General features: G+C 69.5%; 24 protein-coding genes. 16 read left to right on the top strand and 8 right to left on the bottom strand.

What is annotated here, in order from left to right:
• Window positions 1-28: 28 nt before the first annotated feature.
• Window positions 29-3460, bottom strand: coding sequence for an EAL domain-containing protein (locus QO010_RS23700; protein WP_307353216.1), 3432 nt, complete (start codon window positions 3458-3460; stop codon window positions 29-31).
• A 138-nt stretch (window positions 3461-3598) separates the two neighbouring features.
• On the opposite strand from QO010_RS23700, the gene QO010_RS23695 reads away from it, so the two are divergent.
• The 3 genes from QO010_RS23695 (at window position 3599) to QO010_RS23685 (ending at window position 6754) form a co-directional block, all read left to right on the top strand.
• The gene (locus QO010_RS23695) at window positions 3599-4183 is read left to right on the top strand and encodes a response regulator (protein WP_307353214.1); all 585 of its coding nucleotides are present in this window, start codon (window positions 3599-3601) and stop codon (window positions 4181-4183) included.
• Window positions 4180-5439: a TadE/TadG family type IV pilus assembly protein gene (locus QO010_RS23690; RefSeq protein ID WP_307353212.1), complete on the top strand. Its 1260-nt coding sequence runs from the start codon at window positions 4180-4182 to the stop codon at window positions 5437-5439. Before QO010_RS23695 ends, QO010_RS23690 begins: the two co-directional genes overlap by 4 nt.
• Window positions 5440-5518: 79 nt before the next feature.
• A complete protein-coding gene (locus tag QO010_RS23685) occupies window positions 5519-6754 on the top strand; it encodes an acyl-CoA dehydrogenase family protein (protein ID WP_307353211.1) in 1236 nt (411 codons plus the stop codon).
• A 176-nt stretch (window positions 6755-6930) separates the two neighbouring features.
• Here QO010_RS23685 and QO010_RS23680 read toward each other — a convergent pair whose 3' ends face one another.
• Entirely contained in the window at window positions 6931-7293 is a 363-nt protein-coding gene (locus QO010_RS23680; RefSeq protein ID WP_307353210.1) for a lysozyme inhibitor LprI family protein, read from the bottom strand.
• A 68-nt stretch (window positions 7294-7361) separates the two neighbouring features.
• Here QO010_RS23680 and QO010_RS23675 point away from each other — a divergent pair, with 68 nt between their 5' ends.
• A complete protein-coding gene (locus QO010_RS23675; protein WP_307353208.1) occupies window positions 7362-8312 on the top strand; it encodes a fatty acid desaturase family protein in 951 nt (316 codons plus the stop codon).
• Window positions 8309-8857 carry a 2OG-Fe(II) oxygenase gene (locus QO010_RS23670; RefSeq protein ID WP_307353207.1) on the top strand — a complete coding sequence of 183 codons (549 nt, stop codon included), beginning with the start codon at window positions 8309-8311 and terminating at the stop codon, window positions 8855-8857. The genes QO010_RS23675 and QO010_RS23670 overlap by 4 nt, the downstream gene beginning before the upstream one ends.
• Here the strand turns inward: QO010_RS23670 and QO010_RS23665 are convergent.
• From QO010_RS23665 to QO010_RS23655, 3 genes are read right to left on the bottom strand one after another with little or no spacing between them, the layout of a single operon-like run.
• Entirely contained in the window at window positions 8854-9585 is a 732-nt protein-coding gene (locus QO010_RS23665) for a hypothetical protein (RefSeq protein ID WP_307353206.1), read from the bottom strand. The genes QO010_RS23670 and QO010_RS23665 overlap by 4 nt on opposite strands.
• Before the next feature lie 11 nt (window positions 9586-9596).
• Window positions 9597-10262 carry a hypothetical protein gene (locus QO010_RS23660; protein WP_307353205.1) on the bottom strand — a complete coding sequence of 222 codons (666 nt, stop codon included), beginning with the start codon at window positions 10260-10262 and terminating at the stop codon, window positions 9597-9599.
• 57 nt (window positions 10263-10319) lie between these two features.
• Window positions 10320-10724 carry a hypothetical protein gene (locus QO010_RS23655; protein ID WP_307353204.1) on the bottom strand — a complete coding sequence of 135 codons (405 nt, stop codon included), beginning with the start codon at window positions 10722-10724 and terminating at the stop codon, window positions 10320-10322.
• Between the two features lie 125 nt (window positions 10725-10849).
• Here QO010_RS23655 and QO010_RS23650 point away from each other — a divergent pair, with 125 nt between their 5' ends.
• The 4 genes from QO010_RS23650 to QO010_RS23635 all read left to right on the top strand — a co-directional run bounded on the left by QO010_RS23650 (window position 10850) and on the right by QO010_RS23635 (window position 13948).
• The gene (locus QO010_RS23650; RefSeq protein ID WP_307353202.1) at window positions 10850-11509 is read left to right on the top strand and encodes a class I SAM-dependent methyltransferase; all 660 of its coding nucleotides are present in this window, start codon (window positions 10850-10852) and stop codon (window positions 11507-11509) included.
• 136 nt (window positions 11510-11645) lie between these two features.
• Window positions 11646-12782 (top strand): MFS transporter, encoded by a 1137-nt coding sequence (locus QO010_RS23645; protein ID WP_307353200.1) that lies wholly within the window; start codon window positions 11646-11648, stop codon window positions 12780-12782.
• Window positions 12783-12832: 50 nt separating this feature from the next.
• Window positions 12833-13174, top strand: a complete 342-nt coding sequence (locus QO010_RS23640; protein WP_307353199.1) for a VOC family protein — start codon at window positions 12833-12835, stop codon at window positions 13172-13174.
• Window positions 13175-13252: 78 nt separating this feature from the next.
• On the top strand, window positions 13253-13948 hold the full coding sequence (locus QO010_RS23635; protein WP_307353198.1) for a Crp/Fnr family transcriptional regulator: 696 nt from the start codon (window positions 13253-13255) through the stop codon (window positions 13946-13948).
• Here QO010_RS23635 and QO010_RS23630 read toward each other — a convergent pair.
• Window positions 13945-15531: a tetratricopeptide repeat-containing protein gene (locus tag QO010_RS23630; protein ID WP_307353197.1), complete on the bottom strand. Its 1587-nt coding sequence runs from the start codon at window positions 15529-15531 to the stop codon at window positions 13945-13947. The two genes, QO010_RS23635 and QO010_RS23630, sit on opposite strands and share 4 nt — an antisense overlap.
• A 218-nt stretch (window positions 15532-15749) precedes the next feature.
• Between QO010_RS23630 and ggt the strand changes: the two genes are divergently transcribed.
• Genes ggt through QO010_RS23615 form a run of 3 tightly spaced genes read left to right on the top strand, consistent with a single transcriptional unit; the run spans window position 15750 to window position 18447 of the window.
• Window positions 15750-17516 (top strand): gamma-glutamyltransferase, encoded by a 1767-nt coding sequence (gene ggt / locus QO010_RS23625; protein WP_307353195.1) that lies wholly within the window; start codon window positions 15750-15752, stop codon window positions 17514-17516.
• A 2-nt stretch (window positions 17517-17518) separates the two neighbouring features.
• On the top strand, window positions 17519-18106 hold the full coding sequence (locus tag QO010_RS23620; RefSeq protein ID WP_307353194.1) for a YdeI/OmpD-associated family protein: 588 nt from the start codon (window positions 17519-17521) through the stop codon (window positions 18104-18106).
• Window positions 18103-18447 (top strand): MmcQ/YjbR family DNA-binding protein, encoded by a 345-nt coding sequence (locus QO010_RS23615; protein ID WP_307353193.1) that lies wholly within the window; start codon window positions 18103-18105, stop codon window positions 18445-18447. Before QO010_RS23620 ends, QO010_RS23615 begins: the two co-directional genes overlap by 4 nt.
• Window positions 18448-18451: 4 nt before the next feature.
• Here QO010_RS23615 and QO010_RS23610 read toward each other — a convergent pair whose 3' ends face one another.
• Complete coding sequence (locus tag QO010_RS23610) at window positions 18452-18787, bottom strand: hypothetical protein (RefSeq protein ID WP_307353191.1); 336 nt, start codon at window positions 18785-18787, stop codon at window positions 18452-18454.
• A gap of 78 nt (window positions 18788-18865) precedes the next feature.
• On the opposite strand from QO010_RS23610, the gene QO010_RS23605 reads away from it, so the two are divergent.
• On the top strand, window positions 18866-19255 hold the full coding sequence (locus QO010_RS23605; protein WP_307353189.1) for a GFA family protein: 390 nt from the start codon (window positions 18866-18868) through the stop codon (window positions 19253-19255).
• A gap of 9 nt (window positions 19256-19264) precedes the next feature.
• Here QO010_RS23605 and QO010_RS23600 read toward each other — a convergent pair whose 3' ends face one another.
• On the bottom strand, window positions 19265-19714 hold the full coding sequence (locus QO010_RS23600; protein ID WP_307353188.1) for a hypothetical protein: 450 nt from the start codon (window positions 19712-19714) through the stop codon (window positions 19265-19267).
• Between the two features lie 102 nt (window positions 19715-19816).
• On the opposite strand from QO010_RS23600, the gene QO010_RS23595 reads away from it, so the two are divergent.
• The 3 genes from QO010_RS23595 (at window position 19817) to QO010_RS23585 (ending at window position 23213) form a co-directional block, all read left to right on the top strand.
• Window positions 19817-21346 (top strand): UbiD family decarboxylase, encoded by a 1530-nt coding sequence (locus QO010_RS23595; RefSeq protein WP_307353186.1) that lies wholly within the window; start codon window positions 19817-19819, stop codon window positions 21344-21346.
• Window positions 21347-21430: 84 nt separating this feature from the next.
• Window positions 21431-21832 carry an MAPEG family protein gene (locus QO010_RS23590; protein WP_307353185.1) on the top strand — a complete coding sequence of 134 codons (402 nt, stop codon included), beginning with the start codon at window positions 21431-21433 and terminating at the stop codon, window positions 21830-21832.
• Between the two features lie 49 nt (window positions 21833-21881).
• Entirely contained in the window at window positions 21882-23213 is a 1332-nt protein-coding gene (locus tag QO010_RS23585) for a TldD/PmbA family protein (RefSeq protein ID WP_307353184.1), read from the top strand.
• Window positions 23214-23215 lie beyond the last annotated feature (2 nt).

Genomic DNA, 23215 nt, shown 5'->3' with positions numbered 1-23215 from the left:
GGGGATGAGCGGTAGTTGAGTGCGAGTCCTAGGCGGCCTCCACTGCCCGGCGGCCCGCCGACCAGCGGGCGCGCAGGTCCTCGAGCGGGGCGGGGCGGCCGGTCAGGTAGCCCTGCAGGGCGCTGACCCCGGCCAGTTTGAGGAACTGGCGCTGTTCCTCGGTCTCGACCCCTTCGGCGACGATCCGCACCCCCATGGCCCGGCCGATGCTGACCAGGGCATGGACCAGGGCGCCGGCGGTGACGTCCTCGGCGCAGGGGGCGACGAAGGCGCGGTCGATCTTCAGGGTGTTGAACGGGAAGAGGCGCAGGTGGCTGAGGCTGGAAAAGCCGGTGCCGAAATCGTCCAGCGCCACGGCGACCCCCAGGGCCTGCAGCCGCTCGATCGCTTTGCGGGTCTCCTCGCCGGAGTGGAGCATAGCGGTCTCGGTGATCTCGATCTCCAGCCGGCGCGGATCGAAGCCGCGGCGCGACAGGGCCACCTGCAGTTCGTCGACGAAGCCGGGGTCGCCGATCTCCGTGGCCGAGATGTTGACCGAGACCACCAGCCCCTCCAGGTCGGCGGTGTCGTCCAGGGCCCGGGCGATCACCCAGCGCGAGATGCTTCGGGCCAGGCCCGCCTGCTCGGCCAGGGGGATGAACTGGCCGGGACTGATCGGGCCGCGCTTGGGGCAGGTCCAGCGGATCAGGGCCTCGGTCCCGACCAGGGTGTCGCCGTCGCGGCCCACCTGGGGCTGGTAGACCAGGGAGAACTCGCCGCGCTTGGCGGCGCCGGAGAGGTCGGCGATCAGCGCGTCGCGGTCGTCGGCCGCCTTGGTCGGCTCGCCCAGGGCCCGCAGGGTCGCGGTGAGGGCGGCGTAGAGATCGTGGGCCGCGGCCCGGTCGACCGTGCCGATATTGCGCGCCGCCTGCTCGATCTGCTCGGCCCGCTGCGAGACGGCGCGGGCCCCGAGGTTGAGGCTCATCGACTTCAGGGCGTGGGCCGCCCGCGCCGCGCCTTCGGCGTCGTCGGCCTCGGCCGCCTTGATCACCGCCTCGGCCTGGGCCGGGGCGTTGTCGCGATAGAGGGCGCGCACCCGGGCGACGAAATCGCCCTGTCCGGCCTGGGCCATGCGGGCCAGGTCCTCGGCCACGGCGGGGTCGAACAGCTCGCCGTCCGCCGCCGCGGTCGTGGGCGCCGGACCCGAGGCCGGGGCGGTCGGCCGCTGCGAGGGCGTCATGAACCGGCCCAGCATTTCGGCCAGGGCCGCCAGGGTGAAGGGCTTGTGCAGCACCCCGTCCATGCCGGCGGCGCGCCAGGCGTCGGCGCCGGAGCCGACGACATGGGCGGTCAGGGCGACGATGGGGGTGTGGCGGTCCTCGCCCTCCAGCCGGCGGATCTCGCGGCTGGCCTCGAAGCCGTCCATCTCGGGCATCGAGCCGTCCATCAGCACCAGGTCGAAGCGGTCGGCCGCGACGGCGGCGACCGCCTCGCGGCCGTCCAGGGCGATGGCGGCGGCGACCCCGAACCGGGACAGGGCCTCCAGCGCCACCTCGCGGTTGACGGCGCTGTCGTCGGCGACCAGCACCCGGCGGCCGGCGAAGCTGGGCAGGGCGGCCTCCTCGGCCTGGACCTGGGCCGAAGCAGCGTCGGTTAAAGGCCGGCCGGCGGCCAGTTCGCTGAGGGCCCGGACCAGGTCGCGGCGGCGCAGCGGCTGCACCAGCAGGGCGTCGGCCGCCCCCCGCCGGATCAGCTCGCCCGGCCGCACATCGCCATACTCGGCCACGCACAGGGTCGGCGCCCGGCGCGGCTTTTCGGCCAGGCCTTCCGGATCGCTGATCAGCAGGGCGGCCTCATCCCCGGCCTCCAGCGACACCACCGCCCCGGCCGAGGCCAGGTAACGCCGCACCGCCTGGCGGGTGCAGGGGCCGGCCAGGCTGACACTGACCTGGACGCCCTCGATCCGCGGCCAGTCCGGCGCGGCCTCCAGCACGGCGAAGGGGGCGGTGAAGGCGAAGGTCGAGCCGCGGCCGACCTGGCTGGTCACCCCGATCTGGCCGCCCATGGCCTCGACCAGCCGCTTGCAGATGGCCAGGCCGAGGCCCGTGCCGCCGAACTTGCGGGTGGTCGACTGGTCAGCCTGGGTGAAGGCGCCGAACACCGCGTCCAACTTGTCGGCCGCGATGCCGACCCCGCTGTCGGTGACCGAGACCCTCAGTCCTCCGCCCGGCGCCGGCGCGACGCCGACCAGTACGCCGCCGGTCTCGGTGAACTTTATGGCGTTGTTGACCAGGTTGCCGATCACCTGCCGCAGCCGGGTCGGATCGCCGGCGATGCGCGCCGGGGTGGCCGGGTCGATCCAGGCGGCCAGATCCAGCCCCTTGGACCGCGCCCGCTCCCAGAACAGGCTCAGCACGTCCTCGACCGCTTCGGCCGGGTCGAGCGGCTCGGCCTCGATCTCCATCTTGCCGGCCTCGATCTTCGAGAAGTCGAGGATGTCGTTGATGATGGCCAGCAGCGAGGCGCCGGACTTGGCGATCACCTCGGCGAAGCGGCGCTGCTTGGGCGGCATGTCGCCGGCGGCCAGCATCTCGGCCATGACCATCACCCCGTTCATCGGGGTGCGGATTTCGTGGCTCATCGCCGCCAGGAAGTCGGACTTGGCGCTGTTGGCGGATTCGGCGGCGTCCTTGGCGGCGGCCAGATCGGCGGTGCGCTCGGCGACGGTGCGCTCCAGGCCGGCCATGTGCTGGGCCAGGATGTCATCGCGGTCGCGGATCTCGGCCAGCATGGCGTTGAAGCCCTCGACCAGGGCCTGGGTCTCCGCGTCCGGGGTGGCGACCTCGACCGGCCGGTCATAGGCATGGTGCTCCCGCACCTGACCCATGGCGTCGCGCAAAGCCTGGATCGGGGCGGTGATCTTGCGTTGCAGCCGGGCGGCGGTCAGCAGCCCGACCAGGGCCGCCGCCAGCCCCGCCAGCAGGCTGACCAGCAAGCCGCCGGCCAGCCGGCCCTGCACCCCGGCCACCTGGCCCAGCAGCACCACCTGGCCGACCGTCCGCCGGTTGCTGATCACCGGGGCGCGGGCCTCGATGGCGCGCGAGCCCAGCAGGTCCAGGAACGAGGCGGCGCCGCCCTGCCCCACCCGGGCGTCCCGCGAGAGCCGCACACCCGAACCGGTCTCGACCAGAACCCGGCCGCCGGCGTCCTCGATACGGGCATAGGTGACGCCCGGCATCTGGGCGATGGAGCGCAGGGCGGTGAAGGCCTGGGCGCGGTCGCCGGCGGCCACCGGCTCGGCCCCGATCGAGGCCAGGACCCTGGCCGTGGCCACCAGCCGGTCGGCCTGGGCTGCGGCTTCGCGCCGCGCCTCGCGCCAGGCCGACACCCCGGTCGCCAGCGCCACGGCCACGCCGACCGAGCAAAGGACCAGCAGACCCAGGCGGGTCCGCAGAGTCGGCTTGCGGCGGTAATTCGGCATTAAGCGTGAAAATCCAGAGGGATAGGACGTTTTGTCGCTCCTCCAGTTACGTCAACTTAATGACTCCCCGCTTAATCTGATCGCTGCCGTCGGGGGAATCCGAAGGGAAACAGGGCGACCGGAATGAATGCGCGGCCGATGCCGAGCGGAGCTTATTTGCAGCTGGCCCAGCACCCGCTCCGGATTCTGTTCGTCGATGACGATCCGATCCTGCGCGAGTTCGCCCAGGCCAATCTGGCGAGCGAGGGGACGCGGGTGGCGGTGGCCGAGGACGGCCTCGACGCCTTTGCCAAACTTGACGAGCAGCCCGCCGACCTGATCCTGCTCGATCTGGAAATGCCGCGCCTGAACGGCTTCGACGTGCTGCGCCAGCTGCGCGCCGACGAGGCCACCTCCCGCATCCCGGTCATCATCTGCACCAGCCGCGAAGACATCGCCGCCATCGACAAGGCCTATGAGGCGGGGGCGACCTCGTTCGTGGTCAAGCCGATCAACTGGCGGCTGCTCGGCTACCAGATCCGCTATGTGCACCGCACCACGGTCAACGAGGCCGCGTTGCTGAACGACCGTATCCGCATCGGCCAGCAGTCCCGGGACGCCCGGACGGCCCTGATGCAGGTCGCCCAGGCCGGCAAGCGCTTCCTGCAGACGGTGCTGCGCCAGCACCCCGACCTGCGGACCGAGGCCGCCGAATTCGCCCAGGCGATCGAGGACGCCCTGTGACCAGGCTCTACCGGGCGTGGTCCAACGCGCTCGGCCGTTTCCTTGGACGCTGGCGGGACGCGCGGCACGGCGGCGTCCTGGTCACCTTCGCCATAGCCACGCCGGTCATCGCGGTGCTGGTCTGCGCCGCCATCGACCTGGCCGCGGTCAGCGCCGACAAGGGCGCGCTGCAGGACATCGCCGACTCGGCCGCATTGCAGGGCGCCAAGCAGCTGAGCCTGGCCGATGTCGCCGGGGTGAAGGAGCGCACGCTCGCCTATGTCGAGGCCCAGATCACCGGCCGGCTGACCCTGCTGGACCATGCCGTCACCATCACGCCGGACGCCCGGGTCGGGACCTTGCGGGTCGACATCGCCGTCTCCCGGATGTCGTTCTTCGCCAACATGCTGCCGCCCGGCGGCTGGAAGTTCAACGTCACGGCCACCGGTCAGCAGATGGGCCAGACCCCGCTCTGCGTGCTGACCTCGGGCGACAAGGCCGGCGAAAAGATGCTGTTGCAGGACGGTTCGGTGATGAGCGCCGCGGCCTGCATGGTGCATGCGAACGCCGATATCGCGGTGACCAACTTCGCCAAGCTGAACGCCGACGTCGTCCAGACCGCCGGGACGGCCGAAGGGGCCGCCGGCGCGATCAATCCGGCCGCCCAGGTCGGCGCCCCGATCATCACCGACCCGTTCGCCGACCTCGACATTCCCGAGAAGGGCTTGCTGTGCAATCCGCTGGATCTGCTGCCTGGCGCCGGATTGATGATCCTCTCCCCGGGAATTCATTGCGGGAACATCACGGTTGGCAAAGGCGTCACCCTGACCCTGCTGCCGGGTGAGCATTTCTTCCAGAAGGGAAAGCTGGACCTGAGGGAGAACGCCGTCCTGAACGGTGACAATGTGCTGCTGACGTTCGGGTCTTCCGCCGACTTCAAGTTCGAGGACAGCGCGCAAATCCGGCTTCGGGGCCTGCGAAGCGGCCCCTTTGCCGGCTTCGTCCTGATGACGACCCGCGCCAACAAGGGCGATTTCGAAATCTCCACCGATGCGGCGCGGGAACTGCTGGGCACCGTCTACATCCCCTCGGCCACCCTGCGGATCGCCGGGAGCAGCCGCATCGCCGACCAGTCGGCCTGGACGGTCATCGTGGCCAAGTCGCTGCTGATGACCGGCAGCCCCAACCTGGTGATCAACGCCAACTATGCCGGCTCCTCGGTGCCGACGCCCACCGGCGTGGGGCCGGGGGCGACCAGCGTGCGGCTGGCCCACTAGATCGGCGCATTCACGGCTGGCTTTCCCTCGCGTGACGGGGCTAGAGCTTGGGGAAACAAAGCCCCAGGGAGAGCGCCGCATGTCCATCGATTTCGAGATTCCGCCCGAGGCCAAGGCCGTCCGCGAGAAGGTCCGCCAGTGGGTCAATGACGAGTGCAAGCCGGCCGAAAAGCGCCTGATCGAGGGCGGCGACTACAAGACCATCCTGGGCGAGCTGCGCACCAAGGCGCGGGCCCAGGGCCTCTGGTGCCCCTTCATCCCCAAGGAGCATGGCGGCATGGGCCTGGGCCCCCTGGCCAACGCCCTGGTGCAGATGGAGCTGGGCGAGAGCTATCTGGGCGCCCTGTCGATGAACACCCAGGGCCCCGACGACGCCACCATGATGACCCTGCTGGCCCACGGCACCGAGTACCAGAAGGAAAAGTTCCTCAAACCCCTGCTCAACGGCGAAAAGCGCATCTGCTATTCGATGACCGAGAAGGCGGCGGGGGCCGACGCCACCGGCATGCAGACCCGGGCCGTCAAGGACGGCAACGAGAACTATGTGCTGAACGGCGAGAAGTGGTTCTCCTCGGCCGCCAGCGTCGCCGACATCGCCCTGGTCATGGCCAAGACCGATCCGGACGCCCCGCGCCACCAGCAGTTCTCGACCTTCATCGTCGAGCTGCCCAACCCCGGCTACCGGATCATCCGCGACATCGAGACCATGGCCGCCGAGGGCCCGCTCAGCCACATCCTGGGCGGCGGCCACAGCGAGATCGAGATCAAGGACCTGGTCGTCCCGGCCGAGAACCTGCTGGGCGGCGAGGGCAACGGCTTCAACATGGGCCAGCACCGCCTGGCCTACGGCCGCCTGCGCCACGGCATGCACAATGTCTCCATGGCCCAACGCGCGCTCGACCTGGCCACCGCCCACGTCACCAAGCGCACCACCTTCGGCAAGCGTCTGGCCGAGCGCCAGGGCGTGCAGTGGATGCTGGCCGACTGCGCCAGCGAGCTCTACATGGCCCGGCTGATGCTGCTGCACATCGCCTACAAGGCCGAGAAGGGCATGGACATCCGCCAGGAAAACTCCATCGCCAAGGTCTTCCTGGCCCACATGGTCCACAAGGTGGTCGACACCGCCATCCAGCTGCACGGGGCCCTGGGCTATTCGATGGATACCCCCCTGGCGCGTTGGTACACCCACATCCGCAGCCAGCGCCTGGTCGACGGGCCGGACGAGGTCCACCGCTGGACGGTCGGCCGCAATGTCATCAAGGCGTTCGAGCGCGACGGCACTACGGCGGCGGCGGCGGGTGGGGATCTGATCTAACCACCCAAGAACCCTTCCTCCTCGATGGAGGAAGGGCAGGGTTGGTGGTGTTCACTCGGAGCCTGGGCGAAAAGCGTGGGGTGGCGTGGGCGCCTCCCCGCGTCCTTCCGGAAACGCACTGCCACCACCACCATCCCCGACCCTTCCTCCATCGAGGAGGAAGGGAGCTTACAGCGCTAGAACGGCCCCTGCCGATAAACCCGCTCCATCACCTGATTGAGCTCGGCGATCCGCATGTTGTAGGCCCGGCCGATGCAGTTCCGGTCGCCCCCGCAGGAGCGGCGCTGGCGCAGCCAAGCGACCTGGCGGTCCATGATCGCCCCGCGCGTCCCCATCGGCACCAGCCGGCGGGTGATGTCGTAGAGCAGGGCCATCCGCACGTCCTGGTCGTTGAGACCCGTGTCGGCGCAGATGGCGCGCTCGTCCGGCAGGCGGGCGAAGCGGCAGTTGAAGCTGGCGGCGTGGCTGTGGCTTGGCGTGAGCGCGGCGCCCGCGATGAGCAGAGTCGCGGCCCCGGCGGCGATCAGGGAAAGTCGCATAGAAGCCCTCCAAAGGATGACCCTTCGTCATCCTACCCAAGCCAAGTCCCACATGGAATAATGGCCAAATGCCGGTCGCCGCACGCGTGAAACCCGCCGACTTCTTCACGCCCGAGGAATGGGCGCCGCTGGCCGCGCGCTCGCGCAGCCGCGGCCTCTGGCTGGTCGCCCACGCCTGGCTGGTCATCGTCGCGGCCGGGGCGCTGTTCGTCGCCTTCCCCAACCCGCTGACCCTGGTCGTGGCGGTGATGCTGATCGGGGCCCGGCAGCTGGGCCTGGCCATCCTGATGCATGACGCCGCCCATGGCTGCCTGCACCCGGACCTCAAGGTCAACGACTGGGTCGGCCAGTGGCTCTGCGGCGCCCCGACCAACGGCGAGCTGCTGCGCTACCGCGACTACCACCTGGGCCACCACAAGTTCGCCCAGCAGGCCGAGGACCCGGACCTGGGCCTCTCCGCCCCCTTCCCGATCACCCGCCAGTCCCTGTGGCGCAAGGCGGTCCGCGACCTGACCGGCCAGACCTTCTACAAGCAGCGCATCAAGCCCAGCCTGGACGCCTTCCGCGACGGGGCGAAGAAGGGCGTCCCGTTCCGCAAGACCGCGCGCGGCGTCTACCGCTTCTGGCGCCCGTTCCTGATCGTCAACGGGATCATCATCCTGGCCACCAGCTTGATTGGCCTCTGGTGGGCCTGGCCGGTGCTGTGGCTGCTGCCGATGGCGACCTGGTATCCGCTGATCACGCGCCTCAGAAACATCGCCGAGCACGCCTGCGTCGCCAAGGACGAGCCCGACCCCCTGCGCCACGCCCGCACCACCCGGGCCGGCTGGCTCGCCCGGGCGGTCCTGGCCCCCTACTATGTGAACTATCACTGTGAGCATCACATGTTCATGCATGTGCCCTGCTGGAACCTGCCGGCCACCAACCGTTTGCTGGCGGCCAAGGGCGTCACCGAGCGGATGCTGACCGCGCCGAGCTATGTGGCGGTGCTGGGCATGGCCTCGTCGAAGGCGGCGTGAGCGGCCCGCTGGCCATCGAGGCGGTGCTGTCGCCAGCCGATCTGAAGACTCTGCTCGCCGCGCTGCGGACCGCCGCATCCCATCCGGCCACCGTCATCGATCCGACCCCCGGCGGCGTGGTGATGGCCCAGGTCCGCCGCACCCAGCGGCTGGAACTGGACGCGGCGACCGAGGCGCTGATCCGCGCCCGGCTGGAGGCCCAGCGCCCCCGGCTGGAAGCCCATTTCGGCCAGCGGCTGGGCCCGCTGGAAACGCCCCAGGCCCTGCGCTACGGCCCCGGCGACTATTTCGTCGCCCATCAGGACGGCAACACGCCGCTGGTCCATGACCGCTCGCGGCACAGGCGGGTGTCGATCAGCCTGCTGATCAGCGCCCCTGACGACTATGCCGGGGGAGACCTGGTGTTTCATGACGGGGCTGAACGCCGCACCGCCGTCATCCCGGCCGGATGCGCCGTGGCCTTCCGGGCCGAGACGACCCATGAGGTGACGCCGCTGGCAACGGGCGAACGCTTCAGCCTGGCGGCCTGGTGGATGGCGCCTTAGCGCCAGTCTTCGGGCAGCGGCGCGCCCGGATCCTTCCAGGGGCCGACATAGAGGCCCTGCTTGCGGCGCGCCTCGTAGAAGTCGGCCGGCTTGTTCTGGGCCAGGGCCTCCTTGAAGGTCTGCTCGTTCTCCACGCGCTTGGCCTCGACCTGCGCCAACCAGCGCTCCTCGGAGGCGTAGGTGATGCGCTCGGCATAGAGGGGAATGCGGCGCTCGTAGCTGAACACCCGCGCCGCCAGAACCTGGAGAGCGTCCAGGTCGCTCATAGCCCAGGTGTTCACCGGCTCCCCGACCCGCTGGTTGTAGTACCGGCGGACCCCGACATAATCCACCGAGCGGTCCAGCAACTGGCTCACATAGTCCCGCAGCAAGACTTCCGAGATCGGTCCGCCCGACATCCAGGGCTGGGTGCGGGCTTGGAACAGATAGAACCAGAAGGCCGCCTTGGCCCGGTCTCCCCGCTCCCACAGCGACTCCGAGACCAAGGCGAAGGCCAGCGGGTTGACCGAGTCGGGCCTGGCGATGATCGCGTCGGCGGCCTGGGCCTTGGTTCCGTCCGCAAGCAGATCGCGCCAGATCGCCTTCTCAGCCTCGGTGACCGGGATGGGCTCGATGCCCTTCTGCTGAATGGCCAGCCGGGCGATGTCTTCGGTCGTCTGGGCAAGGGCCGCCGTCGACAGGGCCGACGCGGCGGCAGCAAGCCCCAGTATGTGACGGCGGTTGATCATGCCAGCCTCTCCTATCGCCAGTCGTCCGGCAGCGGCGCCCCGGCGTTCTGCAAGGGACCTGGCTTAACCTTGTCGCGCTTGCGGCGCTTGGCCAGTTCCTTTTCCGTCAGGGCGAAGGCGCGATCCTGTTCGGCCTGGGCCGATTGGCGCCAGTCGGCCATCTCGCGCTGCCAGGTCTCGGCCGAGACGCCCTCTGGCGGATGGGGATACAGCGGGATTCTGCGTTCATAGGACAGAGCCCGCGCGTAGGTGTCGCGCCAGACCGCGTCGTCGCCCTGGATCCAGCGATCGACGATCTGGCCGAAGTCGCGGCTGAAGCCGTTGACCATCGGTTCGACGGACGGGTCGTAGCGGCCCCAGGCGTTCGCCCGGATCTTGAAGATATAGAACCAGAAGGCCGCCTGCTGGCGGTCGCCCCGCAGCCACAGCACCGTGCAGACCTTCAGATAATGCCAGGGCGGCAGAACGTCCGGCTGGGCGATGATCGTATCGACCGCCTTGTTCTGCTGATCGACCGTCCCGCCCAGGTCCAGCAGCAGCGTCAACTCGCTGACGATCTGGCTGTTGGACCTCGGGTCGGCTGGCTGGGTCTGAGGTGGCGGAACCTGCGCCAGAGAGGGGCCTGCCGCCGCAGTGAGCGCCAGGCTGACGGCGATGGCCGCCGAGAGAAGCTTCATTGCGCTACTCCGGTCTTTGGCGAGAGCCGCTGGCCCTCGCCAATTCCGCTACACCGATCAGCCGGCCTTCTTGGCCGCATCCATTTCCTGGACGACCGGGCATTTCTTCTGGATCGCCGACTGGTCGAGGGCGTCGTATTCGCCCTTCAGACGGGCCAGTTCTTCCTTCTGGTCCGACGTGGCCAGGAAGAACAGGGCCGGCCAGAACAGCACCAGGCCGACGCCGACGGCGATGGCGTCGTTCTTGGCCGACTTGCGCTGCTCGGCGGCGACTTCACGGACCCTGGAATTGACGCGCATCATCTCGGCGCGGATCTGGTCGCAGTCATAGCCCTGGTATTGCAGCGGCGAGACATAGCTGGCCGAGATCTTGTCCGGCGAGGTCGCGCAGGCGGTCGTGGTCGACGCGATCACAGCCGCGACGACGAAGAGGCGCGCGACGCGCCCCAGCGAAATAATCATTAAAGGTAGCCCCCGGTACCAACCGCCCATCGCGGTGGTGAAATCCTTAGAGCCCGCCCGTCGGCGCAGCGCAAGCTTCCCATTGACGCATGGCCTTGCCGCAGGAATGCGCGCAGACCTGATCGATGATCACCGACCGCCGGGCCTTCATTGTCGAAAACACCCGGCTGCAGGCCCCGCCCCATGCGCCGGAGCTTCAACTCTACCTGGCCGACGAGGTCACCCCGATCTGGCGGCTGACCGAGGACGCCCTCTCCAAGATCGGCCTGCCGCCGCCGTTCTGGGCCTTCGCCTGGGCCGGCGGCCAGGCCCTGGCCCGTCACATCCTGGACCACCCCCAGCTGGTGGCCGGCAAGACCGTGGTCGATTTCGCCACCGGCTCGGGGATCGTCGGCATCGCGGCGATGCGGGCCGGCGCCCGCTCGGTGCTGGCCGCCGACATCGACAGCTTCTGCGCCGCCGCCGTGGCCCTGAACGCCCAGGCCAACGGGGTCGAGGTCGCCTTCACCGACGAGAACCTGCTGGACCGCCGGCCGCCGCGGGCCGAGGTCTTCCTGGCCGGCGACATCTGCTACGAGAAACCCCTGGCCGAGCGGGTGCTGGCCTGGCTGCGGGCCGCCCGGGCCAACGGCGCCCTGGTGCTGATCGGCGATCCGGGGCGGACCTATTTCCCCAAGACCGGCCTGACCCTGCTGGCCGAATACCAGGTGGCCACCACCCGTGAGCTGGAGGACATGGAGGTCAAGCGCACCCGGGTCTGGAGCTTTCCGGACGAAGCGGGTTAAGCTGCGGGCTTCAAGGTGAGGGGCGCCCCCCAGTGGCCGGTTGATCGACGCGATTTGAGCCTCTTCCCCCTCCGGGATTGCATCCCGGCGGCGGACGCCACGCGTCAGCATCCACACCTTGAGAGAACCGCCGGTCATGGCCTTCCTGCGCAGCACGCCCGTCAACCTGCTCAATCTGCACTACGCCATCCACGCTCTGGCCCTTAGCGGCAGCGGCATGTTCTTCGCCGCCTTCCTGCTGCAGGCCGGCGTCCCTGCCCCCGTGGTCATGGCCGCTCTGGCGACCATCCTGCTCGGCCGCTTCTGCATCCGCCCGTTCGTGGTCGCCCTGGCCAGGCGCTGGGGGCTCAAGCCCCTGGTGATCGCCGGCACCCTGCTGACCGCCCTGCAGTACCCCTTGCTGGGACGGGTCGAGGGGGTCGGCTGGGGGCTGGCGGCCCTGGTGGTCGTCGCTTCGGTCGGCGACACCCTCTACTGGACGACCTATCACGCCTGGTTCGCCTCGCTGGGCGACAACGAAGACCGCGGCCACCAGATCGGGGCCCGCGAGGCGGCCGCCACCATCGCCGGCATCCTGGCCCCGCTGGCCACCGGCTGGGCCCTGGCGACGGTGGGGCCGGACATCGCCTTCGGGGTCACCGCCCTGGCCCTGGCCGCCGCCGCCCTGCCCCTGCTGGCCGCGCCCAACGTCAAAGTCATTGAAGAGGCCCCTGGCGCCATCAGGGCGGCCATGCCCGCCGTGCTGCTGATGGCCGCCGACAGCTGGAGCTGGGCCGGCTATGGCCTGGTCTGGCAGATCGCCCTGTTCGTCTCGCTGGGTCGCGACTTCGCCGCCTATGGCGGGGCGGTGGCGCTGGCGGCCCTGGTCGGGGCGATCAGCGGCCTGGCCATCGGCCGCTGGATCGATTTCGGCCATGGCGGGCGGGTGCTGTGGGTGAGCGCCGCCGCCCTGATGGCCACGGTCGTGCTGCGCGCCGTCGGCTATGGCGATCCCCGCCTGGCGATCTTCGCCAACTCCGTTGGGGCCGTGGCCTTCGCCCTGCACACCCCCGTGGTGATGACGGCCATCTACAACCGCTCCAAGCTGTCGCCCTGCCCGCTGCGCTTCCACGTCGCCACCGAGGCCGGCTTCGACCTGGCCGGCGCCCTCGGCTGCCTGACGGCGGGACTGCTGCTGTGGGCCGGAGCGCCCTACGCGGCGGGCATCGCCATCGCCGCCCTCAGCGTCACCGCCTCCTTCCTGCTGCTGCGGCGCCACTATGGCCAGGCTTGACTCCCGGCCCGTCCAGGCTAGAACAAATACAGAACATATGGAGGCGCACCATGCGTGAGGACGGCAAGGTCGACTATGTCGAGCTGCCCGGCGGCGAGCTGCCGGCCACCAAGGACTTCTATGCCGCCGCCTTCGGCTGGAGGTTCATCGACTATGGTCCCAGCTATGCGGCCTTCGACGAGGGGCTGGAGGGCGGCTTCCAGGCCGACGACGCCGAAGGGCGGGGGCAGGCGGTGGTGGTGCTCTACGCCCACGACCTGGAGACCATGGCGGAGAAGGTGACCGCCGCTGGCGGGACCATCGTGCGGCCGATCTTCACCTTCCCGGGCGGGCGGCGATTCCACTTCACCGACCCGGCCGGCAATGAACTCGCCGTATGGTCGCAATCGTGACGCGTTTCTAATGATCTAAAGCCGCATTGTCCGGTAGTCTGCTTAACCATGCCATAGGCGGCAGGGCGGGGGACTTCGGTGGCGCAGAGCGGCGGCAGAGGCGGAAACGGCGGCGAGCCGGGGCTGGTCGAGGCCCTGGCCGAAATTTTCGCCTGTTCGCTGGACGTAGCCGCCCTGATCGCGGCGCGGGCTGTCGATCGCCGCTATCCGGCCCGGGCGGTGATCCTGCGCCAGGGCGATGCGGTCCGCGAAACCTATCTGGTGGTGTTCGGCCGCGCCCAGGCCCTGGTGGTCGGCCGGGACGGCGCCCAGATGCTGCTGCACGAATTTTCCGCCGGCGACATCTTCGGCGCGGTCGGACAGGCCGCCGTGCCCCGGCAGGAGGCCGATATCGTCGCGGCCGAGCGCCTGCGGGCGGCCCTGTTCGCGGCGATGGACTTCCTGGGTCTGCTCGAACGCTACAGCTTCGTCGGCTTGGCGGTGTCGCGCATGCTGGTGCGCCAACTCCAGGCCGTGAACATCCGCATGGTGGAGGAGGTCATCTTGTCAGCTCATGGCCGGGTCTGCGCCGAACTCCTGCGCATGGCCGAAGCGGGCGATGGACGGCGGATCAGCCCGGCGCCGGTCATCGCGCACCTGGCGCTGCGTGTTCACAGCGCCCGGGAGACGGTGTCCCGCATCATCAGCAGACTGGAGGACCGCGGCGTGATCCGCCGCGAGCCCGACGCCCTGGTGCTGGTTTCGCTACGCCAGCTGCGGGACGGCATGATCTAGCCGACGGGCTTGAGGGCGTGCAGTTGCACGGGATCCTCGAGATCGGAGCCCGGCATGTCCCCGACATATTCGGTGCGCGGACAGCCGGCGGCCGGACCTGCATGCAGAGCGGCGGCGAAATCGCCGGTGACATGAATGGCGCCGGGGGGCGCCGAGGCCGCGGCGGCGGCGGCGGCTTCGACAGCCGGGCCCAGCAGCAATGCATGGCCACCGAACGGGTCGTCCGATTGTTCCATGAGATCGTAAGCAACGCCGATCCGGATCGCCTCACCCAGGCTCGCGGCCAGCGCCAAAGCGACAGCGGCGCTATCGGCCCGCTTTGAGTCGATGAAAGCCAGAACCAGGCTATCACCGTTCCAACGCGGAGTCGTACTCGGCCGCTGGCCCGTCCGGACGGCGGCGGCGAGACGCTGAACGAGTTCGGCGGTCAGGGGGCCGACCGGCTGCAGAGAAATGACGGCTGCCAACACACAGCCGGCGCTCTCGCCCGCTCGCTCGCCGCGCGCGCCCGGCGGCAGGACGATGACCTCGCCGGGCCGGCCGGCGTCCGACCAAGCCTGGCGCATCCAGACGCTGCCGCCGGGGCTGGCGGGCCCGTCCGCTCCGGCCTCGACGATCAGAAGCTGGGTCGCGGTCGTGGCCAGCGTCCTCGCCTGCATCACCGCCCGGCCCATGGCCACCTCGGCGGCCAGCTGCAGGCTCTGCGGCGCCACCGGACTGTCGCCCTCCGGGCAGGCCGCGCCGGCCACATGCAGGCTGTCGCAGCGACCCAGTAGGGCGTCGAACCGCGCCGGCCAGTCGTCGCCGTAGGGCTCGACCGAGGCGCGGCGGAAGGCGGCCACCGCACAGGGCAGGATGACATGCAGCTCCGCCCCGGCCGCGACCAGGGCCTCGGCGATCAGGATGTCGGCCCCGGCCGCCAGCGCGCCGTAGCCGAAGCCCACCCTGTTCCTGCCCAGCCAGTCGGCGATCGCTCCGCCATCCGCCGCCAGTCCCATGCCGCCGGCGAAATGCAGGCTGCGCGGCGGCCGGAGCGGCTCCAGCCAGCTCGCGTCCTCGCCGAGTTCGGCCAGGATCAGGGCGAACTGGCGCAGGGTCGAGGCATGGTCCTCCCAGGCGCGGGGGGCCAGGGCCACCGCCGCCTCCAGGGCTTGGCGGGCGGCGTCGATCTGGCCGACCAGCAGCAGGGCCTCGGCCTGGGTCGCCCGGGCGTAATAGGGCGTCTCGTCGGGATCGTCGCCGGCCGCGTCCAGCCGGGTCAGCAGGCTGGTCGCCCGGGCTCTGGACTGCGCCGCATCGCCGGCCAGCAGGGCCAGGCTGGCGGCGTTGATCAGCGGATAGGTCGCCCCGCTGATCTCACCCGCCGCGCCATAGGCGGCGGCGGCTTCGAGGAAGAGGCGGCGGCGCTCGACGGGCCCGGCCCCGGCCGCCCGGTCCTTGATCAGCCGGCCCTTGAGGCTGAGCGCCGCCGGATCGTCGGCGGCCGCGTCCAGCCCGGCGTCGTGAAACAATCGCCAGGCATGGTCGAGCGCGCCCGACCGGGCGTGGGCGATGATGGCGGGAACCCCTGGGATGGGCGTCAAAACAAAACCCCAAGCTGCCTTTGACTGGATACTCTCATACCTCGAACGTCGCGGTTGTGCGCCCGCCTTGCGCATTTGGCGACGTGATCCCTACCTAGCGCCTCCGCCGCCGCCCCACCGTGACCGCTGTCACGGCGATCAAAAACGCCCGGAGACGGGCTTCCCTCCGCCCGAACATGGCCCGATAGTCCGCCCCCTCAAGTCCGAGCGGAGTTCCCATGCGCCGTCGCACCTTCCTGGCCGCCGTCCCGGCCACCGCCTTCGCCACCTCATCTCTGGCCCAGAGCCGCTCGGGCAATCCCAACCTCAACCGCCCCGACGTGCATGGCGGCGACCGCATCGACGGGGCCACCTACGCCTCGCGCTCGGCGGCCTGGGGCGTGCACGGGGCGGCGGCGACGGCCCACCCGCTGGCGACCATGGCGGCGATCGACATCCTCAAGGCCGGCGGCTCGGCGGTGGACGCGGCCATCGCCGCCAACGCCTGTCTGGGCTTCCTGGAGCCGATCAGTTCGGGGGTCGGCGGCGACTGTTTCGCCATGTTGTGGGACACCCGGGCCAAGAAGGTGGTCGGCATCAACGGCTCGGGCCGCTCTCCCCGGGGCCTCAGCCTGGAAACGGTGCGCAGCAGGGCCACCAAGGACGGTCTGATCCCCAGCTTCGGCGCCGTCTCGGTCAGCGTGCCGGGGGCGGTGGCCGCCTGGTGGGAGCTGCACCAGCGCTACGGCAAGCTGGCCTGGAAACGGCTGTTCGAGCCGGCCATCGCCCTGGCCAGCGAGGGCGCTCCGGTCACGCAGAACGTCGCCTACTACCTGGCCGCCAGCTATCGCCGCTTCACCAACCCCGCCAGCGGGATCGAGGAGGTGGAGAACTTCAAGTCGGTCTGGGCGCCCGATGGCCGGACGCCCCAGGAGGGCGAGGTGTTCCGCAACCCCGGCCTGGCCGCCACGTACGAGCGCATCGCCAAACACGGCCGCGACGGCTTCTATGCCGGCGAGACGGCCCAGACCATCGAGCGCTATTTCAAGCGCATCGGCGGCTGGATGACCGCCGCCGACCTCGCCGCCCACCGCTCCGAATGGACCACGCCGCTGGTCAGCCCCTATCGCGGCGTCGACGTCTATGGCCTGGCCCCCAACACCCAGGGCCTGTCGACCCTGCAGCTGCTCAACATCCTGGAGACCTTCGACGTCAAGGCGATGGGCTTCCAGAGCGTGGCGGCCATCCACCACGGTGTCGAGGCCAAGCGGCTGGCCTATGAGGACCGCGCCCGCTGGTTCGCCGATCCGGGCTTCTCCAGCACCCCGATCGACTGGCTGATCTCCAAGGACTACGCCCGGGAGCGGGCGAAACTGATCAAGCCCAACGCCATCCTGACCCCCGTCCATTCGGGCGAGGCCCCCAGCCGGGGCGACACCACCTATTTCACCTGCGCCGACAAGGACGGGATGATGGTCTCGATCATCCAGTCCAACTATCGCGGCATGGGCTCGGGCCTGATGCCCGACGGCCTGGGCTTCATGTTCCAGGACCGGGGCGAGCTATTCGCCCTGACAGACGGGCATCCCAACATCTTCGCGCCGGGCAAGCGGCCCTTCCACACCATCATCCCCGGCTTCGCGGTCAAGGACGGCAAGCCCTGGCTGAGCTTCGGCGTCATGGGCGGCGACATGCAGCCCCAGGGCCAGGCCCAGATCATCTCCAACATGGTCGATTTCGGCCTCGACCTGCAGGCCGCCGGCGACAGCCCGCGCTGGCACCATGAGGGCTCGTCCGAGCCCACGGGCGAACCCCAGCATGGCGTCGGGACCCTGCGGCTGGAAACCGGCGTGCCGGAAGCGACCAGGGCGGGGCTGGCCAGGATCGGCTGGAAGCTGGGCGACAGCGACGGCGGCTTCGGCGGCTACCAGGCCATCCAGAGCTGGCCGGGCCGCTACGAGGCCGCCACCGAGATGCGCAAGGACGGTGTGGCGCTGGCGTACTGACGATGGCCGACCCTACCTATTTCGCCACCGCCGCCGACTTCCGCGCCTGGCTGGCCGAGCACCACGACAAGGCGACCGAACTCAGCGTCGGCTTCCACAAGGTCGGCTCCGGCCAGCCCTCGATGACCTGGCCGGAATCGGTCGACGTGGCGCTCAGCTACGGCTGGATCGACGCGGTGCGCCACAATATCGACGAGACCCGCTACCGCATCCGCTTCACCCGCCGCCGGCCGGGCGGCCGCTGGAGCCAGCGCAACATCGAGCGGATGGAGGCCCTGCGGAAGGCCGGGCTGATGACCCCGGCCGGCGAGGCGGCGTTCGACTACACGCCCGACGACAAGCGGGCCTATGCCTACGAGGCCGAGCATCCCGAACTGACGGCGGCGGAGACGCGGGCCTTCAAGGCCGACAGGAAGGCCTGGGATTTCTTCCAGAGCCAGCCGCCCGGCTATCGGCGCCAGATGCTGTACCGGGTCGTCAGCGCCAAACGCCCCGATACCCGCGCCCAGCGCCTGGCGAACCTGATTGACCTCAGCGCCCAGGGGCGCAACCTGGTGGCCGAGGAACGGCAGAAATACAGAAAGCCATGACCCAGGACGAATTCCGCGACATCGCCATGAGCTTCCCCGGCGCCGAGGAGGGCATGAGCTATGGCCGCCCCGCCTTCAAAGTGAACGGAAAGTTCTTCACCCGCGTCCGCCACGAGGACGACAGCGCGGTGCTGAGCGACGTGTCGTTCGACGAGCGCGAGATGCTGATGGAGGCCGAGCCCCAGACCTTCCACTTCACCGCCCACTACAAGGACTATCCCGCCGTGCTGGCCCGGCTGAAGACCCTGCATCCCGGATCGCTGAAGAGCTTCCTCGAACGCCGCTGGAAGAAGATCGCGCCCAAGGCGGCGGTGAGGGCCTGGGAGGCGGAGAAGGGCTGACCGTCTACTGCGGGGTCATCGCCCGGATCTCCCGCGCCTGCGGATAGAGGTCGTGGAAGGTCTCGGCGTCCTTCAGCCGGCCGGCGTAACGAACGTCCGGCGGGGCGGTCAGCGACATGACCAGCAGGAAGTCGCCCTCGCTCAGCAGCCAGGCCAGGCGCGCGGTCACCTCGTCGATGGACTGCTCACTGCGCAGGAAGATGGCCGACTGCGAGCCGTGCCAGGTCTTGCCCAGCTCGAATACCGCCATGAGCATGGCCGTCAGCCGCTTGAGCCGGGCATGGCCTCCCGCATCGGCCGAATCATGGGCCAGCCCATAGCTGACGATGAAGTCCTGCATGGGGGGACTTGCCGCCTAGATCGGCTTCACCTCAACCCCGTAGTCGGCGAATATCCTGCGACGGCGAGGAGATGGGCCATGTCTGAGACCCACACGGGCGGCTGCCTCTGCGGCGCGGTGCGCTTCACCGTGGCCGGGCCGCTGCCGGGCCCGGACGCCTGCCATTGCACCGCCTGCCGCAAGCACTCGGGCCACTATTTCGCCTCGACCGACGTCCCCAAGGCCGCCGTGGCCATCGAGGGCGAGGACCGCGTCGGCTGGTTCCAGTCCTCGGAGAAGGTGCGGCGCGGCTTCTGCGCGACCTGTGGCTCCAGCCTGTTCTGGGACCCGGTGTTCCGCGACTGGATCGCCATCGCCATGGGCGCCTTCGACGCCCCGACCGGGACGCGGCTGGCCAAGCACATCTTCACCGCCGACCAGGGCGACTATTACGATATCGCCGATGGCCTGCCGCAGCATGAGCGATAGGACCGGCGTCTACTGCACCGGACCCAGATAGCCGGCGGTGCGCGCCAGGGAGATGGTGTTGCCCTGGATCTCGACGATTCGCCAACCCTTGCCAGGGTTGTAGAAGGTCAGGGTGTAGAACATCGGCAGCTTCTCGTAGCGGACCAGGAAGGTGACCTGCTTCACGTTGGGGCTGTCGACGTTTACCCGGAACACCGACCAGTCGAGGATCGAGCCCAGGCCCTTGGTCAACTGGTTCATGCCCATGACGCCGGCGTCGACATTGGCTTCGCCGACCGCCGGCATCAGGTCCTTGAGCGCGGTCTTGAAGGCCTCCGAACCGCGCCCCTCCTGCAAGGTGGTGAAAAACTGGTTTGCCTGGACCGTCGCCTCGGGCGGCAGAGGCGCGGCCTGCCGGGCCTGCGCCGACTGCGCGACACCGAACAGCAGCACCAAGGCTGCGGCAATCACTCGAAACATCGAAACCCCCTGTCCCACCCTGGACGCGCGCGCAGTCTGACATGTCGGGCCGGCGGTGTCAGCGCAGGTGACACGTCCGCGGCCAGCGCTTAGACGGGCGTCATGGCCTACAAATCCCTGCGTGACTTCATCGCCAGACTGGAAGCCGACGGCGAACTGGTCCGTGTCGCCACCCCCGTCTCGACGGTGCTGGAGATGACCGAGATCTGCACCCGGCTGCTGGCGGAGGGCGGACCGGCGGTGCTGTTCGAGAACGTCACCAAGGCCGACGGGACCGCGTCGGACATGCCCTGCCTGGTCAACCTGTTCGGCACGGTCAAGCGCGTGGCCATGGGCGTCACCCTGGGCGGCGAGCCGCGCACCACGGCCGGCGAACTGCGCGAGGTCGGCGAACTGCTGGCCTTCCTGCGCCAGCCCGAGCCGCCGCGCGGGCTGAAGGGCGCCATCGACATGCTGCCGCTGGCCCAGACCGTGCTGTCGATGCGGCCGAAGATCGTCAAGTCCGCGCCGGTGCAGCAGGTGGTGTGGAAGGGCGACCAGATCGATCTCTCCAAGCTGCCGATCCAGACCTGCTGGCCGGGCGAGCCGGCCCCGCTGATCACCTGGCCGCTGGTGGTCACCAAAGGCCCGTCCGACTCCCGGGAGGACGACTTCAACCTCGGCATCTACCGCATGCAGGTCATCGGCAAGGACCGCACCATCATGCGCTGGCTGGCCCACCGGGGCGGGGCCCAGCACTATGCCCGCCACAAGAAGGCGGGGAAGCGCGAGCCGCTGCCGGCCTGCGCGGTGATCGGGGCCGATCCGGGGACCATTCTGGCGGCGGTGACCCCGGTGCCCGACACCCTGTCGGAATACCAGTTCGCCGGCCTGCTGCGCGGCGCCAAGCTGGACCTGGTCCCGGCCAAGACCGTGCCGCTGATGGTCCCGGCCCAGGCCGAGATGGTCATCGAGGGCCACGTCCTGCTCGACGACTTCGCCGACGAAGGGCCCTACGGCGACCACACCGGCTACTACAACAGCGTCGAGCAATTCCCGGTCTTTCAGGTCAGCTGCATCACCATGCGCAAGGACCCCATCTACCTGACCACCCACACCGGCCGGCCGCCCGACGAGCCCTCGGTGCTGGGCGAGGCGCTCAACGAGGTCTTCATCCCGCTCTTCCGCCAGCAGTTCCCCGAGATCGTCGACTTCTGGCTGCCCCCGGAGGGCTGCAGCTACCGCATCGCCGTGGTGTCGATGAAGAAGGCCTATCCGGGCCACGCCAAGCGGGTGATGCTGGGCGTCTGGAGCTATCTGCGCCAGTTCATGTACACCAAGTGGGTCATCGTCGTGGACGACGACATCGACGCCCGCGACTGGAAGGACGTCATGTGGGCCCTGTCGACCCGCATGGACCCGGCCCGCGACATCACCCTGATCGAGAACACCCCGATCGACTATCTCGACTTCGCCTCGCCCGAGAGCGGCCTGGGCAGCAAGATCGGCCTGGACGCCACCGACAAGCTGCCCCCCGAAACCCACCGCGAATGGGGCCGCAAGATCGAGATGGACGAGGACGTCATCAAGGCGGTTAGCGACAAATGGGCGGCCATGGGCCTCCCCGGATCGGGCAGGCCGATCTGGAAGTAGGGTCGGCTGGTCGACTTACCCGCCTTGCCCTGGCGGAAAAACAGGCGATTAATCACGGCCTTAGAGTAGCCTGTCGGGAAGACCATGGATAACGCGATGCATGCCGCCGCCCTTTGGGTGGGGCTGAACCTTCTATTGATCCTGATCCTGTCGCTGCTGGTCGTGCGCCAGCGCCAGAAGCACAGGGTCAACCTGGGAGACGACGGCATCCTGGAACTGTCCCAGGCCATCCGGGCCCTGGGCAACGCCACCGAATACATCCCCGCGGGCCTGGCCGGCATCCTGGTCCTGGCCCTGACCGGCACGCCGGCGGCGGCGGTGCTGGTGCATGTGGCCGGCTTCCTGCTGTTTTCCGGCCGGGTCGTGCACGCTGTGGGCCTCTCCAATTCCGCCGGCGCCTCGTTCGCCCGCACCATCGGCATGCTGGCCACCTGGGTCAGCTACATCTTCATGATCGCCGCGACGCTGTTCAACGCCATCGGCTAATGGCCGCATACCCTTGCCGCAGCGCGGTGGCCTCCCCATAAGTCCGGGGATGGATGAGAATCTGCTGCAAGACGTCGTCGCCCAGGCGATGAAGGCCGGGGCCGACGCCGCCGAGGCCGTGTTCGCCGAGCGCCGGGCCCTGTCGGTTTCCGTGAGGCTGGGCGAACTGGAAGAGGTCGAGCGCGAGGAGGCGCGGGACCTTGGACTGAGAGTCTTCGTCGGCTCGCGCCAGGCCACCGTGTCGGGCTCGGATATTTCCGCCGAGGCGCGGGGCAAGCTGATCGAGCGGGCCGTGGCCATGGCCCGCCTGGCCCCGGAAGACCCCTATGCGGGCCTCGCGCCCCAGGACCGGTTGGCGCGCGGCCCGTTTGCCAATCTCGACCTCTATGACCCGGGCGAACCGGCGGCCGAAGCCCTGGAAGCCCTGGCGCATGAGAGCGAGGCCGCCGCCCTGGCCGTGGCCGGGGTGACCAATTCCGACGGCGGCTCGGCCAGCTGGTCGTCCGGCAGCTGGACCCTGGTGACCAGCACCGGCTTCGTGGGACCGCACAAGGCCTCGTCCTTTTCGCTGTCGGCCTCGGCCATCGCCGGCGAGGGCAGCGCCATGGAACGCGGCGGCGAAGGCCGCGCCGCCCGCTGGGCAGCCGACCTGCCCGGCGCGACCAGCATCGGGACAGAGGCCGGCAATCGCGCCGTCGGCCGGCTGGGCGCCCGCAAGATTTCCTCCCAGACCGCCCCGGTGATCTTCGAGAACCGCCTGGCCACCTCGCTGATCGGCCCGCTGCTGGGGGCCATCTCCGGCCCGTCGGTGGCGCGGGGCGTGTCTTTTCTCAAGGACAAACTCGGCCAGCGCCTGTTCCCCGAAGGCTTCGAGATCGTCGACGACCCGCACCGCCGCCGGGGCCTGGGTTCCTCCCCCTTCGACGACGAGGGGGTGGCCAACCAGCGCTGGGCCCTGATCGACAACGGCGTCCTGACCACCTGGCTGCTCAACTGCGCCTCGGCCAAGCAGCTGGGGCTGGAAACCACCGGCCACGCCTCGCGGGGCTCTGCCGGGCCGCCCGGGGTGGGGACCAGCAACCTCACCGTCACGCCGGGAACGCGCGACCAGGCCGGGTTGATGGCCGACGCCAAGAACGGCCTCCTGATCACCTCGATGTTCGGCCCCTCGCTCAACAGCAACACCGGCGACTGGTCGGTGGGCTGCTCGGGCTTCTGGTTCGAGAATGGCGAGATCGCCTATCCGGTCACCGAGATCACCGTGGCCGGCAACCTGATCGACATCTACGGCCGGCTGATCGCGGGCTCCGACCTGGAAATCCGCGGCTCGGCCAACAGCCCCTCGCTGCTGGTCGACGGCCTGGCCATTGCAGGGAAGTGAGT

It is taken from the genome of Caulobacter ginsengisoli (genome assembly GCF_030814835.1).
Lineage (GTDB): Bacteria > Pseudomonadota > Alphaproteobacteria > Caulobacterales > Caulobacteraceae > Caulobacter > Caulobacter ginsengisoli.
Note: the sequence above shows the minus strand (reverse complement) of the source record. Positions and strands in the feature narration are given on the sequence as shown.

Bases quoted from the DNA above. Each gene is read 5' to 3' on its own strand.
- QO010_RS23615 (WP_307353193.1), top strand. From the start codon at position 18,103: ATGACCCAGGACGAATTCCGCGACATCGCCATGAGCTTCCCCGGCGCC.
- QO010_RS23610 (WP_307353191.1), bottom strand. From the start codon at position 18,787: ATGCAGGACTTCATCGTCAGCTATGGGCTGGCCCATGATTCGGCCGAT.
- QO010_RS23640 (WP_307353199.1), top strand. From the start codon at position 12,833: ATGCGTGAGGACGGCAAGGTCGACTATGTCGAGCTGCCCGGCGGCGAG.
- QO010_RS23680 (WP_307353210.1), bottom strand. From the start codon at position 7,293: ATGCGACTTTCCCTGATCGCCGCCGGGGCCGCGACTCTGCTCATCGCG.
- QO010_RS23600 (WP_307353188.1), bottom strand. From the start codon at position 19,714: ATGTTTCGAGTGATTGCCGCAGCCTTGGTGCTGCTGTTCGGTGTCGCG.
- QO010_RS23620 (WP_307353194.1), top strand. From the start codon at position 17,519: ATGGCCGACCCTACCTATTTCGCCACCGCCGCCGACTTCCGCGCCTGG.
- QO010_RS23590 (WP_307353185.1), top strand. From the start codon at position 21,431: ATGGATAACGCGATGCATGCCGCCGCCCTTTGGGTGGGGCTGAACCTT.
- QO010_RS23675 (WP_307353208.1), top strand. From the start codon at position 7,362: ATGCCGGTCGCCGCACGCGTGAAACCCGCCGACTTCTTCACGCCCGAG.
- QO010_RS23605 (WP_307353189.1), top strand. From the start codon at position 18,866: ATGTCTGAGACCCACACGGGCGGCTGCCTCTGCGGCGCGGTGCGCTTC.
- QO010_RS23660 (WP_307353205.1), bottom strand. From the start codon at position 10,262: ATGAAGCTTCTCTCGGCGGCCATCGCCGTCAGCCTGGCGCTCACTGCG.
- QO010_RS23585 (WP_307353184.1), top strand. From the start codon at position 21,882: ATGGATGAGAATCTGCTGCAAGACGTCGTCGCCCAGGCGATGAAGGCC.
- QO010_RS23695 (WP_307353214.1), top strand. From the start codon at position 3,599: ATGCCGAGCGGAGCTTATTTGCAGCTGGCCCAGCACCCGCTCCGGATT.
- QO010_RS23700 (WP_307353216.1), bottom strand. From the start codon at position 3,460: ATGCCGAATTACCGCCGCAAGCCGACTCTGCGGACCCGCCTGGGTCTG.
- ggt (WP_307353195.1), top strand. From the start codon at position 15,750: ATGCGCCGTCGCACCTTCCTGGCCGCCGTCCCGGCCACCGCCTTCGCC.
- QO010_RS23665 (WP_307353206.1), bottom strand. From the start codon at position 9,585: ATGATCAACCGCCGTCACATACTGGGGCTTGCTGCCGCCGCGTCGGCC.
- QO010_RS23650 (WP_307353202.1), top strand. From the start codon at position 10,850: ATGATCACCGACCGCCGGGCCTTCATTGTCGAAAACACCCGGCTGCAG.
- QO010_RS23655 (WP_307353204.1), bottom strand. From the start codon at position 10,724: ATGATTATTTCGCTGGGGCGCGTCGCGCGCCTCTTCGTCGTCGCGGCT.
- QO010_RS23595 (WP_307353186.1), top strand. From the start codon at position 19,817: ATGGCCTACAAATCCCTGCGTGACTTCATCGCCAGACTGGAAGCCGAC.
- QO010_RS23645 (WP_307353200.1), top strand. From the start codon at position 11,646: ATGGCCTTCCTGCGCAGCACGCCCGTCAACCTGCTCAATCTGCACTAC.
- QO010_RS23685 (WP_307353211.1), top strand. From the start codon at position 5,519: ATGTCCATCGATTTCGAGATTCCGCCCGAGGCCAAGGCCGTCCGCGAG.